Consider the following 15165-nt stretch of genomic DNA (forward strand, 5'->3'; position numbering starts at 1 on the left):
GCAAGATCTGTTACCGAAAAATAATAATCAGATTCTTCACTACATTTCATTTCGTTCATAATGACAGTGTACATAAAAATTTAGTTAAAATCATGAACAGAAAAATATATAATATAGTTTCATTTTTAATCGTCGTTTTGCTGTTGTCGGGATGCAAATCTCAGAACACTACAGCAACAAAACACGTTAAAAAGATTACCCATATTTATCTCATCGGAGATTCCACCGTGGCAGATTACACCGGAAACTACGAACCCGGAAAAGATTATATGAAAGTAAGATATCCCATTACAGGATGGGGACAGGTTTTTCAGCCGTTTTTTGCAAAAGACAGTTTAGCTTCTTTAAAACCTGCCATTTCAACGGACTCTGTGGAAATTATCGACAAAGCGCATGGCGGCAGAAGCACGCGTACGTTTTTTCAGGAAGGAAGATGGAGAGAGGTGTACGAACATTTGCAGCCGGGTGATTATGTCATCATCCAGTTTGGACATAACGACAGTTCGGAAAAACATCCGGAACGGTACGTAAACATTCAGGGATACAAAGAATTTTTAAGATTATTTGTAACGCAGACGAAGCAGAAAGGAGCAAATCCTGTTATTTTAACTCCCGTTGCCAGAAATTACCCCTGGAAAAACGGAAAACTGGAAAATGTACACGGCGAATACAGCAAAGCGCCCATTGAAATTGCTAAAGAAATGAACGTTCCGTATATTGATCTGAATACATTATCTATGGAATATTTTACCGGAAAAGGACAGGATTTTACCACAACTCATTACTTTATGAATCTTCCGGAAAATGTATACGAAGCCTATCCCAAAGGTCAGAAAGACAACACTCATTTTCAGCCCGAAGGGGCAAAAGTGGTGGCTTCCATTGTTTATCAGGAATTTAAAAAAATAATTAAAACTCAAAAATAATAAAATGAAGAAGACTTTTAAAGTGATCGGTTTAGCAGCAGCAATGCTATTTTCAGGGCAAATCTATGCTCAGAATTCTGATATTTATAAAAATATTGAGTTTAAAATGCCGCAGGTTGCAGAAACTTCTTTTGCAGCCAACACCGTTTCCATCACACAATACGGCGGAATTGCGGGCGGAAATGTAAAAAATACAGAAGCTTTTAAAAAAGCAATCGAAGACCTGAGCAAAAAAGGAGGCGGAAAATTAGTCGTTCCCCGCGGAATGTGGCTTACCGGTCCCATCGTCTTGAAAAGCAATATCAATCTTCACGTAGAGGAAGGTGCGATGATTATTTTCAGTAAAGATAAAAATGATTATCCGTTGGTAGATGTAAGTTTCGAAGGATTGAATACAACGCGTTGCCAGTCTCCGATTTCGGCAAAAAATGCAACAAATATTGCCATTACAGGAAAAGGAATAATCGACGGAAGCGGTGATGCATGGAGAGCCATCAAAAAAAGCAAAGTTTCTGAATCTGAATGGAAAGAAATTGTAAAATCCGGCGGAATTGTATCTTCGGACGGCAAAAACTGGTATCCTTCGGAAAGTTATAAAAAAGGACTGGAAAGCAGTTCTAACTTCAATGTTCCGGATAAGATTTCCAAAGAAGAACTGATTACAGTAAAAGATTTTCTTCGTCCGGTAATGGTAAGTCTGGTGGAATGCGACAAAGTTTTGCTGGACGGACCAACATTCCAGAATTCTCCGGCGTGGAATCTTCATCCTTTGATGTGTTCCAATGTTATTTTGAGGAATCTTACCATCCGAAACCCATGGTTTTCTCAAAATGGAGACGGTCTGGATCTGGAATCCTGCAAAAACGTTCTGATCTACGACAATACGTTTGATGTGGGAGACGATGCCATCTGTATAAAATCCGGAAAAGACAAAGACGGAAGAAAAAGAGGAATACCAACTGAAAATGTTATCATTAAAAACAATATTGTGTATCACGGTCACGGAGGTTTCGTCATCGGCAGTGAAATGTCGGGCGGAGCAAGAAATATCCACGTTTCAGACTGTACTTTCATCGGAACAGATATCGGACTCCGTTTCAAAACCACGCGCGGAAGAGGAGGAATTGTGGAAAATATTTACATAAAAAATATTGATATGATTAATATTCCGACTCAGGTAATTGGCTTCAATATGTTCTATGAAGGCGCCTCTCCGGTTCTGGAAGACGGGCAGAAACAGGAAGGCAACAAAGCTCCGGAAAAAGTATATCCCGTAACGGAAGAAACGCCGGTTTTCAGAAATATTTTCTTTAAAAACATTACAGCAGCCAATTCCGATGAAGCAATTACCTTATTCGGTTTAGCTGAAATGAATCTTAAAAATATCGTGATTGAAGATTCGCAGTTTGATACCCGAAAAGCTTTAACCATAGTAGATGCAGACGGAATTCAGTTAAAAAATGTAAAGCTGAAATATTCCGAAGGAACGGGAGCAACGATCTACAACAGCAAAAACATCAATCTTTCAACCGTGAAGTTTGATTCTGCAAATAAACCTGTTGTAAAAGTGTTAGGAAATAAAACAGGTGCAGTCTTATTACCAAAAGAAATTACGTCCGATAAAAATGCACTTTCTATCGGAACGGATGTATCGAAAAATGCAGTTAAATAGTGTATCAATAATTTAAACCATTAAGATCAATTAAGCTTTTAAGACAGGTAAGATCGCTTTATTTTAAGATAAAATCATAATAATGATTTTCTTAATAAAACTTAACGTCTTCAATCTCCTTAATGGTTTAAAATTTAAAATTTGACAACATGATTTTTAACCGAAAACATACTTATATTTCTATTTTTTTTGTGGGGACAATGGCATTCGGACAAATAAGTCGACCGAATGCTATTCCCTATACTAATGAAGGAACATTCGAAAAATTCAAAAAAAAATATCCGTTTGTAACTCCGATTGACCGTCCGGTTCCTCAAAATATCAGAATTGATAAAGACGCAGAATATAAAAACATCAACGGAATCTCTCTGAAAGCGGATGTGTATTATCCTTTAGATCAGAATAAAAAATATCCCGGAATTGCAATGGTTCATGGTGGCGGATGGATTTCAGGCAGTAAGGAAAACGAAAAATTCATGGCGATGGAACTCGCTTCAAAGGGTTATGTGGTAATTGCCATTGGTTATCGCTTAGCTGATGTTGCGAAATTTCCTGCCGGAGTAGAAGACATCGAAACCGGAATTGAATGGCTGAAGAAAAACAGTAAAAAATATTCTTTAGACCGAAAGAAAATAGCGGTTCTGGGAGAATCTGCCGGAGCGCAGATCGCCACTTTGGTGGGTGTAAAATCCAAAAATAAAATTCAGGCAGTTGTAAATGTAGACGGCATTGTTTCTTTTATTCATCCCGAAGCGCAAGAAAGCACTTACGCCTCATATTGGCTGAACGGAGACAGAGAAAGCAATTTAAAAAACTGGACAGCCGCTTCTCCGTTGGAATTTTTGGATAAAAATACCCCTCCAACTCTTTTCATCAACAGTTCGCAGCCACGATTTCATGCAGGAAGAGACGATATGATGAAAAAACTGAAGAGTTATAATATTCCGACAGAGTTTCATGAGATTAAAGACACACCGCATTCTTTTTGGTCGGCAGAACCATGGTTTACGGAAACGCTGAATCTGACTGTTGAGTTTTTAAATAAAGTTTTGAAATAGTGATCTTAAACGCAAAGTTTTTATTAATAGATATGTTAAATTTTAAGGAGCAAAGATGAATCAACAAGTTGATTTTATGAAGCTATCGTCATAGCTTCGCGAAGCAAATTTTATTTGCCTTTACTCCCTAAAAATCATGAGGCTTTATAAAAATCTTTGCGTCAAAAAAATAATTCAAACTATGAAAAAATTATTTTTAATTCTTCTCATTTCGATGGCAAATTTGCTGTTTGCAGGAAATGATCCGTACATCAAAATTACCGTTTCAAAAGACGGAAGCGGAGATTTCACCTCGATTCAGAAAGCTATTAATTCCATCAGAGATTTAGGACCGGAAGAAGCTTTGATCTTGATAAAATCCGGAACGTACAATGAAAAAGTGGTGATTCCTTCTTCAAAACATAAAATTACGCTGGAAGGGGAAAATAAAGATAATACCATAATTACCAACAATGATTTTTCAGGAAAACCGGATTCTTTCAATGAAAAGATAACCACGTTTAATTCTTATACGTTATTGGTGATGGGAGATGACATAAAAATCAGCAATATAACGATTCAGAATACTTCCTGTAATGAAGGACAGGCAGTTTCTCTTCATGTGGAAGGTGACCGTTTTATCATTAAAAATTCAATTATTTCAGGTTGTCAGGACACCGTTTATGCCGCAACCAATCACAGCAGACAATATTTTGAAAACTGCTTAATCGAAGGAACGACTGATTTTATTTTCGGACAGGCAACCGTTGTTTTTAAGAACTGTACGATTAAAAGTTTAGCCGATTCGTTCATCACGGCAGCCGCAACGGAAGCAGACAGAAAGTATGGTTTCGTGTTTTTCGACTGTACATTAACTGCGAAAGAAGGCATTACTAAAGTGTATTTAGGCAGACCTTGGAGACCTTATGCAAAAACTGTTTTCATCAATACTGAAATGGGAAAACATATTCTTCCTGAAGGCTGGAATCCGTGGAAAGGCGACAAAATGTTTACTGATAAAGAAAAAACAGCCTATTACGCAGAATTCGGAAGCAAAGGAAAAGGCGGAAATACTTCGAAGCGCGTAAACTGGTCTCATCAGCTCACAAAAAAAGATCTGAAAAATTATACCGTAGAAAAAATTTTTGATGGCTGGAATCCTCAACATAAGTAATGAGTAATTAATAATGAGTAATGATTACCATTCGCTAAATCGACATAGGAAAATGGAGCGTTAAGAAAATTAATTCTGTGAACGTTAAGAAAATTCTATTGTTTGAGCGCGACCAAAATACTGAATAAAAAGACAAACATCAAATTCGCGCGAGTTCTAGGATTTTTAGTGAATAGAAATAATTTTTAGCGGAAGTTTCCAGGTCTTGAACTTTTGATTCTTTTGTTTCCAAGACAAAAGAATATAAATTAAAAAATTTATTTAAAATGAAAAAAATACTTTTAATCTTTAGCATAGCTGTTTCAACTTTAGTTATGGCTCAGCAAAAGCCAATCCTTTTCTTAATTGGAGATTCTACCATGGCTAATAAAGAAAATCCGGACAAAAATCCGGAACACGGATGGGGACAGGTTTTGCCTCAGTTTTTAACCAACGGAATTGAAATTCAGAATCATGCGGTGAACGGAAGAAGCTCCAAAAGTTTCAGAACGGAAGGACGATGGGATAAGGTGGAAAAACAACTGAAAAAAGGAGATTTCGTCATTATACAGTTTGGTCATAACGATCAGAAAATCAAAGATTCTACAAAGTTTACCAATCCTTATACACAATACAGAGCGAATCTTGAACGATATGTGAATGAAGCCAGAGCGAAAGGGGCGATTCCTGTTCTGATGACTTCTATTGTAAGAAGAAACTTCAACGAAAACGGAGTTTTGATCGATACGCACAAGGAATATCCTCTGGTTGTAAGAATGGTCGCAAATGATCTGAAAGTTCCTTTTGTGGATATGCAGTTGTTAACAGAACAGATGGAAATTTCTTACGGCCCCGAAAATTCAAAAAAACTTCATCTATACTATAAAGAAGGCGAAGATCCGTATTATCCTAAAGGAAAAGAAGATGACACGCATTTATCGAAATTGGGAGCGGAAACGGTTGCAAAATTAGCCGCGAAAAATTTAAAGATGTTAAAAATAGGATTGGAAAGATATATTAAATAAAGTTTCACACTTAATTAAGAGAATCTTTACGGACAAAAACCTTTTAAAGATCTGCTCAATCAGCAAAATCTGCGCGAGAACAACATAAAATCAATCAATACATTAGATTTCTTCTTCGTCGAAATGACATGATGTAAAAATTAGTTATAATAATTAAAAAGTAATAAGATGAAATTCAAAAAAGAGGCTTTCTTCGATGGGAATTCTGAATGGGAAGATTTGGGAGACGGCGTTTCCAGACAGTTTGTCGGATATAACTCTCAGGTCATGATGGTGATTGTACAATTTGAGAAAAATGCTATCGGTGCATTACATAATCATTTTCATTCTCAGATCACCTATGTTGCTGAAGGAAAATTTGAAGTCACAGTTGATGGTGAAATGAAAATTTTACAGAAAGGCGACGGATTTTTTGCCCAGCCCAATATTTTTCACGGCGTGAAATGTCTCGAAGCGGGAAAACTGATTGATTCGTTTGCTCCTTTCAGAGAAGATTTCATCAAAGATAAGTTTTAAGGCTCCATTTTATTTTTTAAATCCCATTTTTAAAAATAACACAACCAACTGTTTATCAGTTAAATAATATATATACCAAACAGCTAATATTTTTTCCCGAAGATTTTCCGGTTCAGGAGATTTAAATTTCTTACACCGGATCATCTTTGGGATTTTTAATTTACAATTCAGCATCAAATATATTTTAAACATTAAATAAAATGCAACCGATTAACCAAATAAAATAAATAACATTATAATTATATAAATATAGATATGTTAAAATATAAATTATTTGTTTACCGTATTTGTAATTTTACAATCTAATCATAATTAAAACCATACTTACTATGAAAAAAACATTTAAAGCTGCTTTTGCGACAGTAGCTCTATGTTCTGTTTTTGCCTTCATCGGATGCGGACAGGAAGACATTAAATCAGACCTATCTGAAAACAGCAGTGACCTTAACATGAAAAGTGCACTGGCTTCTAAAGCCGTAGTTCCGTTAGCAAATTGTACCGCACCGGGATGGGCTTCACAAAACGGAGGAACTACAGGAGGCGGAACTGCCGCTGAAACTACCGTTACCACTTACGCACAGCTAAAATCTGCTATTGAAAATACTTCTGTAAAAGTGATTAAAGTAACCGGAACGATTACCGTTTCAGCACGCCTTTCACTACAGGATCAGACAGGGAAAACAATTTACGGAACAAGCGGCGCGAAACTGGTTTCTACAGATCAGACGAAAGACGGTTCCGGAATTCTTAATGTTAAAAGATGCAATAATATCGTCATCCGAAACCTGATTTTTGAAGGTCCCGGAGCATACGATACAGACGGTTGGGACAATGCTATTCTGGACGACTGCCGAAATGTATGGATCGATCATTGCGAATTCAGAGACGGAGTAGACGGAAATTTTGATATTAAAAATAAATCTGATTTTGTAACGGTATCCTACACGAAATTCCATTATCTGAAACCTCCGAAAGCAGGAGGATCGGGAGGAACAGACGATCACAGATTCTCCAACCTGATCGGTTCCAGCGATGGCGCAACAGCAGATGCAGGAAAACTGAATGTAACTTTTGTTCGTTGCTGGTGGGCTCCGGGATGCAGAGAGCGTATGCCAAGAGTTCGTTACGGAAAAATCCATATCCTGAACAGCTATTTTAACAGTTCTGTAAGCAATAAATGTATTGCAGCAGGAGTTCAGGCTAATATCCGTGTGGACGGAAATGTTTTTGAAAATGTAAACGAGCCGATTAACTTAATGAGCGGTTATACAGGAGTAACGGTTACTTCTAACAATACTTTCACCAACGTTACCGGTAATAAGCAGGGAGGCGGTTCAACAGCTTTCACGCCACCTTACACTATTTCTACGCTTTCTCTTTCATCAGTAAAATCTGATGTTACAGCAAATGCAGGAGCAACATTATCCGGAAATATCTGTAATACTTTTTAATACTATTCATATAAATGAGCGGCTGTCCCGATCGGGACAGCCGCTTTTTTCTGCAGAACATGGAATAAAAACTGATCTAACTTTCCATGATCCACACCTAACTATAAATCAGAAATACTGTTTTTTTCAAGCCACTTCGGATATTCTTTTCCAAGCAGTTTTTCGGCATAATCTCCGTACCAGCTATAGCCGTTTCTTCTTTCTTCGGAAACTTCATAATAATTGTATTTTACGCTTCCATCGCGGTCGCCGAAAAGAGGTTTATTATTGTTGATGTCGTAAAATCGTGCCCAGATTACAGAATTTTTATCTTCGGCTAAGGTTCGCACTGCTTTTCCGTTTACCTTAGACACTTCATAGCTGTAGCCTTCAATTTTATTTTGCCTGAACCATTTTATGGCAGATTTTACAGATTTTTCGATTTCCGGAGTTATAGGCTGCATCATTAAAAACCTTACGATTCCCACAGATTCTGCGGTAGCTAAAGAAACAGGCTCAAAAGCTCGTGCTTTATCCGGCTGTAACGTTTCTTCGTTGTACTGATCGCCCCAGATGGCAGGACTATTTTTCTGCAGTACCTGCGTTTTTAAAATACATTCTATTCCTTTCTGAACTGCGGTTTTTGATTTTTCTTTCAGCTTTGCATCTACTACATCGAATCCATTTTTTCCTTCGGCAACATTATATAAAACAGTTAATGCATTAATCATTGCATTGTCGTTATACGTAATCTGCTTTCTGTACAGTCCCTTGTTGGGATAATACTGTGGAAAACCTCCGTTGTTTTTATACTGCATCAGCAAAAGATAATTGATTCCTTTTTCTGCCGATTTTAAATATTCGGGATTTTTGGTAGCAGCATATGCTTTGATGAGCGCATTAATCTCTCTTGAAGTCGCATTATTATCAATGGTTGCGTGATCGTCTCCTGTTGCTTTTATCTTTCTTAAAAGTTCTTTGCTGAGAGGAAGATTGTAGTTTACGACAGATTTATCTTCAAGCTGTTTTCCCCAACCTCCGATTGGAAGCTGATAGATCATTATTTTTTCAGCCAGAGTATCTTTTGTTTGAGCGGAAAAATTGACGGCAGCTAAACCTAAAGTCAGTAAATAGAGTTTTGTTTTCATCCTTATAATGTTTATTTAATGGTTACCTGTAAAGGGTTTGCGATGATCTGCGTCTGTTTTTTCAACAGATCTTCCCAATCCTTCTGAGTATGAATCTGTCCGCTTTTCTGCCATGCAAATCCTGCGTAGTAGGTAAGCTTTCTCTGAGGTTTTGTGATGACCAGTAAATTGCTCTGATCCGGAGTTTCAGATTTAAAAGCCATTGATTTTTCAATAGTTTCAGGATTTACCACAATTCCCTCTCCTACAAAGGCATCATCAATCTTTTCCCAATGAAGATAATACCCTTCTTTGTCATTAAGCTTTGCTTCTCCTTCGTTTTTGTGAAGGGTAATTCCGATGGTATAATTCGGAACCTTTTTTTCCGCTTCGAAAGTGGATTCGAATTTTGAAAAGTTTGAACCTAAATCTAAAGAAATTCTTTTGGTTTCTTTCACGCCAAAATCGCTCCAAGGATTGTATGTAAGCTCAAAAACCGTTCTTAAAGGTCCTTCAGCAATGGTTTTAGAGGTAACAAAATTCTGCGAAACCTGTAGTTTTCCGTCTTTCCAGATTCCGATTCCTCCTGTTCCTCGGCTGTCTCCGACGTGATAGGGATCGTAGCCTTCTCCTCTCGAATCTCTGTGGTAATACATCGGATCGGTTAAATAGCCTTTATACCATTTATTGATAACCGGCTGTTCTGTTCTTTTCAGCCAAATATCCACTCCGCTGGAAAGGGTACTTCCTTTTACTCCGGCTAAAGCTTCTTTCTGCCCTTTCGGACCGTACATTCTGAATGCAATTTTTTCATTTTCCCATGCATAATCGTCCACTCTTTCAGGAACCAGTCTGGAATAGGTGGTTAATGTACTTTCAGGAACCGGAGATTTTCCATCGGCTGTAATGGTGTATTTTTCAGAGGATTTTCCGGCAATGTGCGCCATGAAAAGCAATTCATCATTGTTTCCGTCTCCATCGTTGTCGATCCACTGAATGGTTATTAATTGTCCTTTGCTGTTTTTTATCCTTATCTCTTCTTCTTTATTTTTGTCTAAAAAAGATCTTAGCTGTGAAACGGGAACTGCAACCACTTCATTTCTTTCAAAATTCAGATTATTTTTCACCTGAACAGATGTTTGTGCGTTGAATAAAGATGAATTAATGCAACCGATTGCGCAAATGAATCCAAGAATTGATTTTTTAACCGTAAACATATTCTGTACTGTTGAGTTAATTCTCCAAAAGTAAAAATAATTTTTGTTCAGGAAGAGAAAATTTTAATGATTTAACAAAAAATTGTGACTTTTAGTTTCAGATTCTGACTGGTTTATGAAAGTAGCCGATTTTTTAATTTTTAATTTTAAAGTTAAATAAAAAAGCGTCCGCATTTCTGCAGACGCTCCAAACTCAATCTTCTTCATCATACATCGACCACTATTTTAACTTCTCCACATACCATTTTATTGTGCTTTACCCTCTTTTTTTCTAAAAATTCCGCAGACTTACAGTTTATTCTTCTATCCAATTAATTGATTAAAATCTCAGATCATTCGTTTTATAAGGCTTAATTAAATATACCGATCTGCTTCGCCTGCGGAAAAAACCTGAAAAAATTCTTAAAAACCACAATCATCTGAATTTGTTGGTTGCCTAATTTAATTTTATCGATATATCCGAAATATTTTTAACATGTCTATTTATATAGATGCAGAAAAGAGGAAAAGCGTTGGAAAAGTTTTTGTAAAAAGTATTAAATTTTGTAAAATAAATTATAAATCATTGATTTTAAGATCAATAAAATTTTAATAATTATTACAAGAAAGTAACCTCTGAATGATATTCAGAAGATAATTTAATAATTGACAGAATTTAGGTAAGCAGATTTTTAGAAATCTATTCAAAATTATTCAGAAAATCAAACAGATCATCTTCCGGTTTCAGCCCGAGTTTTTTTCTCAGTCTGGATCGGCTTACATTGATACTGGAAGGCAATACCTGAAAAATATCTGCCATTTCTTTAGAATTTAAACCAATTTTAAGGTATGCGCATAAACGAAGATCGTAGATGGAAAGATTGGGAAATTTCTTCCTCATTGCCTTAAAGAATTCCTGATGCAGCTCATCCATCTGGATTTCGAAGGTGTGATCGTCTGTTTCCAGATAGGTTTTCAGGGTTCTGCGGATTTCCCCGAGTCTTATTTTAGAAATATTCGGGTTATTCTCTATTTCAAGTATTTTCTCGTTAATGGTAGAAAGAAGTCGGTTTTTATCTTCATCTTCTTTGGCTTTGGTGGCAAGTTCTATCGTTTTGTTTTTGATCTCTTCTTTGAGGTTATTTTTCTCATTTTCAAGCTGTCGCTGTTTTTCAAAAAACATTTCCTGTCTGTGCTTTTCTGCCTGTTCGCGAAGTGCATTCTGCTCTTTTTTCAGAAGTTCCAGTTTTTGTTTTTTCAGTTTATTTTCCTGATATTTTTTAAGGAAGTAAAAAAAAACCGCTATCATAAGAAGATAAGCTGCATAACTATACAGGCTTCTGTACCAAGGCGGATTGATTCTAAAGGTAAATGTTTTTACGTCAGATATCTGGTTTCCGATTTTAGCTTTTACCAAAAAGCTGTATGTTCCTTCTTTGAGACCAAGAAATTCTATTTTATTTTCAGAATTCCAAACAGACCAGTCTTTTGAAAATCCATCCAGAAAATACTGATACTCCACTCCTTCTTCGTTGGGAAGCGAAAATATAAAACGGAGATTATTGAACCGGTAAGGAAGCTTTTGGTTTTCTTCCAGATCAAAATTTCCCATATTGTTAAACATCTGTGCCTTCGTGAAAATAAGTCGGGAACTGAACCTGTTCTTATCCTGAAAATTCAGTTTTTCCAGCGCAAAACCGTTGTAAATAGGGAAAAAGTTATACTCCGCAGATAATTTTTGAGGAATATAAAATCCGGGAAGCTTACCGTTAATAACCGGGAGCTGTAGTTTTTCAGAAGCAGGAGAAAATGTACTGTTTGAATAACTGAAGTCATACTGTTCTGAAGAAGTAACAATTTTTATCTTCCCATTGTTATTGTAAATATGTGGCAGATTTCCTTTAAAATTACTGTCGGGAAAGATCTGACGATTAACCGCGTTAAAACTGGCATCAACGGTTGTCCGCAAGATCCCGTAATTAGGAATATTGATCCAGATTGTATGATCATTTTCCACTTCAATCTGACTTACCGCTCCTACGATTAAATTCAGTTTTTTTATGAATTTGAGTGTGTTGTTTTCTTTTTTGTAAACGAAAATTCCCGAATAGTTTCCTGTTAAAACATAATCTTTCCTGAAAGGGGTAATTGCAGAAACGCCATATTCATTATTAACTTTTTTTAAACTGTTTTTCTCCAGAATAAAAAGTCCTTTATCGTGACCGCAATACAGATTTCCGTCAATATTTTTAAGTGTCCAAACCTGTCCTTCGGATCCTTCGACCATTCGTAAAAAATTACCGGATCCCGGATTTCCCATTTCATTCCAGTCTGCAAAATACAGCCCCTGATTAGAACCTAAAAAGAAAATATGATCTTTGAACGCTGCCGTATATCCTGTTCCAAAATCATCATCCTTACTGTAAAAATAGGTAATGTCATTTTTAATATCCACAGAAGAGATTCCATAATCCAGACCCAGCCACAGTTTACCACTTTTCTGGTAATTCATGCACAAAACAGTATTGTTGGGTAATCCTTTGCTTTTGTTAATGTGCTGAATGATTTTTCCGTTCAGATCCGTAATGTATATTCCGTCCAGTATGGTTCCGAAAGCGTAATACTGCGTTCCCAAATTAATAAAACTGAAAACCTTACTCCTGATCAGCATTGAAGACACTTCAAGCTGAAGCGGGGTAAGTCTTCCGTTATTCCATTCAAAAATTCCTTTATCTTTAGTAGTGATGCGTAGAGAATTTCCGTTAAAAAAAACACCGCTTACATCCAAAGAGCTGTTATCTGGATAAGAAAACAGGAGTTTCAGCTTTACTCCGTCATACTCAAAAAGTCCTTTTTTTTCATCGGCAAGAAACAATCTTCCGTTGACGAAGAAACTATTGGAAAATCTGGATTTTGCGGAAAATTTGGTGAGTTTTTTTTCCGAACGTATATAGATGTTTTGATGAGATACAAAAACCATCTGATTTTTAATCTGATATGTTCCCCAAAATTCTTCATTTACTCCTCCAATTTTCTTTCTGAAAGGATACATTGAAGTAAAGCTGAATTTTCTGAATTTGTCTTTTTTCCAGACACCGAAATCCATATCTGCTCCAGCGTAAATGGTAGAATCATTGGCAACATATAAAGATCTTGTATAGCCACGGTAACTTTTAAAATGTCCCCATGTTTTACCATCAAACTCCAGAAGCCCGTCTTCGGAAGCCATGTAGATCATGCCGTTTTTTGCCGATTTAATATCCCAGATTTTACCGTGATTTCCATAGCTTTCGGGCAGATAATTCTGCACAAAGGGCATCCCTTTTTCCAAAATGCTCTGTGCATTAGAAAAAAAACTCAGGAACAGTAAAAAGTAAACAAAAAAGTATTTCAGCATTCTACTCAAATATAGATAAAATTTAAGAAAAAAACGTCCGTTTTTTTCAACGGACGTCTAATTATTTATTGGTAATTTTAATTATTTCACAATAACTTTTGAAGACTGAACTTCACCTTTATCTGTCGTGGTTTTTAAAATATACATTCCTTTGGCAAATCCTTGTGTGGATATGGCATTTGAGTTCTCACTCTTTACCTTTTGCCCAGCCAGATTATATACTTCGATCGTTTTCACTTTACTTTCTGCCGTAATTGTTTCACCGACATTCGCAGGATTAGGATAAACTCTCAAGCTTTTGGAAACGGTAGCTTCGTTGGTTCCCAATACTGTAGCTTTATGAAAATAGAGATTATCAAAATAAACCGTTCCGATATTGGAAGTAATCACAAACTGGGCGATATCATTTCTTGCAGCATTATTCGTCCAGCTGCTCAACGGAACATCGATAGAAAGCCATTGCCCTTTTACCAAAGCCGGTGTACTTCCTGTATTGAGCGGAAGTTCCAGTGCAGAAACCTCTCCCGAAGTTCCTCCCCATTGTGAAAGTTTGAGATTGAATACTTTTCCTACCAGATCCACACTATTGTCTATCCAGATATCCATATGGAAATGGGTAAAATTAGTTGCGTTGATATGATGTCCGGCTCCGCTGAAATCCACTCCCAGGAAATTGGTGAAAATAATTTTTTTAGTATCATTTCCTGCTACCTGAATATCAGAAATACTAGAATCGTCCCAAACCGCAGACCATGCATCAATCGGAATATTGGCATAAGCATTACTGAACATGGAAATCACATCCGTCGCTGCTCTCGCAGGAGGAGTTGGCGCAGCAACATTAGGTCCTGAAACCACATAATTTACCGTGTATGTTTTGGTTACCAATCCGTTTTGTGAGGTTACCAGAACAGTTGCCGTACCCGGAATTGCCGATGACTGAGTAATGACTTTTGTTGCGCTTGCATTGGTGGTTGTAGCCGCAGTAATTTGCGGAACCGCCGTTGTACCTTGCGGATATTCCAAAGTATAGGAAAGAATCGCAGAACTGAACCCTGAAACAGTGGTTCCGTTTACTTTTAAATCGCTTAAAGTAGCATCTGCAGCAGGATTCACGGGATTTTTCCAGAAATAGATATTATCCAGATAAATTGTCGAAGGATTTGCTCCGGACTGTCCGTCAAATTTTATCTGAAAAACAGAATTCCAGGTCATTCCCGTAAATGCAGATTTTGGAAGATCTACACTGCTCCATCCCGCATTCGTGAGAGGAACATTCACCAAAAATTCACTGGATCCTGTTCCGTTATTGATGGGTGAAACTTTAAGAACAGCACCTGCAGTATTTGTCCAGACGTCAATATGAAGATATTCCATCGCAGCAGCATTCTGAGTGGTAAGATCTGTTCCCTGATAATTGAAGTTAGAATATACCAAAATATTATTTCCAGATCCAGAAACCGCCTGAAAAGAAGTGTTCACACTTCCGGACTGTCCCCAGTTCGGATTATAGTTCGTAGCAACATTCGTATAAGCATCACTGAATATAGAAATCACATCCGCGGCGGCTTTTGTAGGTGTCGGTGCATTAGTTGTTGGCTGAGAAAAGCCAAAACTAAATGCCAAAAGCATTAGAAAAAGAGATAAGTTTTTCATCTTTATAAAGTTTTAAAAATTAGTATTATT

General features: G+C 36.8%; 11 protein-coding genes. 7 read left to right on the top strand and 4 right to left on the bottom strand.

Going from position 1 to position 15165, the window contains the following annotated elements; translation table 11 throughout:
* Nucleotides 1–92: 92 nt before the first annotated feature.
* The 7 genes from QWT87_RS03420 (at nt 93) to QWT87_RS03450 (ending at nt 7780) form a co-directional block, all read left to right on the top strand.
* Nucleotides 93–926 (top strand): rhamnogalacturonan acetylesterase, encoded by an 834-nt coding sequence (locus tag QWT87_RS03420; RefSeq protein ID WP_302713633.1) that lies wholly within the window; start codon nt 93–95, stop codon nt 924–926.
* A 4-nt stretch (nt 927–930) separates the two neighbouring features.
* Nucleotides 931–2598, top strand: a complete 1668-nt coding sequence (locus tag QWT87_RS03425; RefSeq protein WP_302713635.1) for a glycoside hydrolase family 28 protein — start codon at nt 931–933, stop codon at nt 2596–2598.
* A 149-nt stretch (nt 2599–2747) separates the two neighbouring features.
* Entirely contained in the window at nt 2748–3656 is a 909-nt protein-coding gene (locus tag QWT87_RS03430) for an alpha/beta hydrolase (protein WP_302713637.1), read from the top strand.
* A gap of 181 nt (nt 3657–3837) precedes the next feature.
* A complete protein-coding gene (locus QWT87_RS03435; protein ID WP_302713639.1) occupies nt 3838–4809 on the top strand; it encodes a pectinesterase family protein in 972 nt (323 codons plus the stop codon).
* A gap of 266 nt (nt 4810–5075) precedes the next feature.
* Nucleotides 5076–5813, top strand: coding sequence for a rhamnogalacturonan acetylesterase (locus QWT87_RS03440; protein ID WP_302713641.1), 738 nt, complete (start codon nt 5076–5078; stop codon nt 5811–5813).
* A 168-nt stretch (nt 5814–5981) separates the two neighbouring features.
* The gene (locus QWT87_RS03445; protein ID WP_302713643.1) at nt 5982–6329 is read left to right on the top strand and encodes a cupin domain-containing protein; all 348 of its coding nucleotides are present in this window, start codon (nt 5982–5984) and stop codon (nt 6327–6329) included.
* Between the two features lie 329 nt (nt 6330–6658).
* Entirely contained in the window at nt 6659–7780 is a 1122-nt protein-coding gene (locus QWT87_RS03450) for a pectate lyase family protein (RefSeq protein ID WP_302713645.1), read from the top strand.
* A 101-nt stretch (nt 7781–7881) separates the two neighbouring features.
* On the opposite strand, the gene pelA is transcribed toward QWT87_RS03450, so the two are convergent.
* The 4 genes from pelA to QWT87_RS03470 all read right to left on the bottom strand — a co-directional run bounded on the left by pelA (nt 7882) and on the right by QWT87_RS03470 (nt 15135).
* Nucleotides 7882–8907 (bottom strand): pectate lyase, encoded by a 1026-nt coding sequence (gene pelA / locus QWT87_RS03455; RefSeq protein ID WP_302713647.1) that lies wholly within the window; start codon nt 8905–8907, stop codon nt 7882–7884.
* Nucleotides 8908–8918: 11 nt separating this feature from the next.
* A complete protein-coding gene (locus QWT87_RS03460) occupies nt 8919–10103 on the bottom strand; it encodes a DUF4861 domain-containing protein (RefSeq protein WP_302713649.1) in 1185 nt (394 codons plus the stop codon).
* 679 nt (nt 10104–10782) lie between these two features.
* Nucleotides 10783–13479 carry a helix-turn-helix and ligand-binding sensor domain-containing protein gene (locus tag QWT87_RS03465; protein WP_302713651.1) on the bottom strand — a complete coding sequence of 899 codons (2697 nt, stop codon included), beginning with the start codon at nt 13477–13479 and terminating at the stop codon, nt 10783–10785.
* 81 nt (nt 13480–13560) lie between these two features.
* Complete coding sequence (locus QWT87_RS03470) at nt 13561–15135, bottom strand: T9SS type A sorting domain-containing protein (RefSeq protein WP_302713653.1); 1575 nt, start codon at nt 15133–15135, stop codon at nt 13561–13563.
* Nucleotides 15136–15165: the final 30 nt, after the last annotated feature.

The sequence above is a fragment of the Chryseobacterium urinae genome, from assembly GCF_030518295.1.
GTDB lineage: Bacteria > Bacteroidota > Bacteroidia > Flavobacteriales > Weeksellaceae > Chryseobacterium > Chryseobacterium mucoviscidosis.

What these genes read in the sequence shown, in the direction of transcription:
- QWT87_RS03420 (WP_302713633.1), top strand. Translation starts at nt 93, where the DNA reads ATGAACAGAAAAATATATAATATAGTTTCATTTTTAATCGTCGTTTTG.
- QWT87_RS03425 (WP_302713635.1), top strand. Translation starts at nt 931, where the DNA reads ATGAAGAAGACTTTTAAAGTGATCGGTTTAGCAGCAGCAATGCTATTT.
- QWT87_RS03430 (WP_302713637.1), top strand. Translation starts at nt 2,748, where the DNA reads ATGATTTTTAACCGAAAACATACTTATATTTCTATTTTTTTTGTGGGG.
- QWT87_RS03435 (WP_302713639.1), top strand. Translation starts at nt 3,838, where the DNA reads ATGAAAAAATTATTTTTAATTCTTCTCATTTCGATGGCAAATTTGCTG.
- QWT87_RS03440 (WP_302713641.1), top strand. Translation starts at nt 5,076, where the DNA reads ATGAAAAAAATACTTTTAATCTTTAGCATAGCTGTTTCAACTTTAGTT.
- QWT87_RS03445 (WP_302713643.1), top strand. Translation starts at nt 5,982, where the DNA reads ATGAAATTCAAAAAAGAGGCTTTCTTCGATGGGAATTCTGAATGGGAA.
- QWT87_RS03450 (WP_302713645.1), top strand. Translation starts at nt 6,659, where the DNA reads ATGAAAAAAACATTTAAAGCTGCTTTTGCGACAGTAGCTCTATGTTCT.
- pelA (WP_302713647.1), bottom strand. Translation starts at nt 8,907, where the DNA reads ATGAAAACAAAACTCTATTTACTGACTTTAGGTTTAGCTGCCGTCAAT.
- QWT87_RS03460 (WP_302713649.1), bottom strand. Translation starts at nt 10,103, where the DNA reads ATGTTTACGGTTAAAAAATCAATTCTTGGATTCATTTGCGCAATCGGT.
- QWT87_RS03465 (WP_302713651.1), bottom strand. Translation starts at nt 13,479, where the DNA reads ATGCTGAAATACTTTTTTGTTTACTTTTTACTGTTCCTGAGTTTTTTT.
- QWT87_RS03470 (WP_302713653.1), bottom strand. Translation starts at nt 15,135, where the DNA reads ATGAAAAACTTATCTCTTTTTCTAATGCTTTTGGCATTTAGTTTTGGC.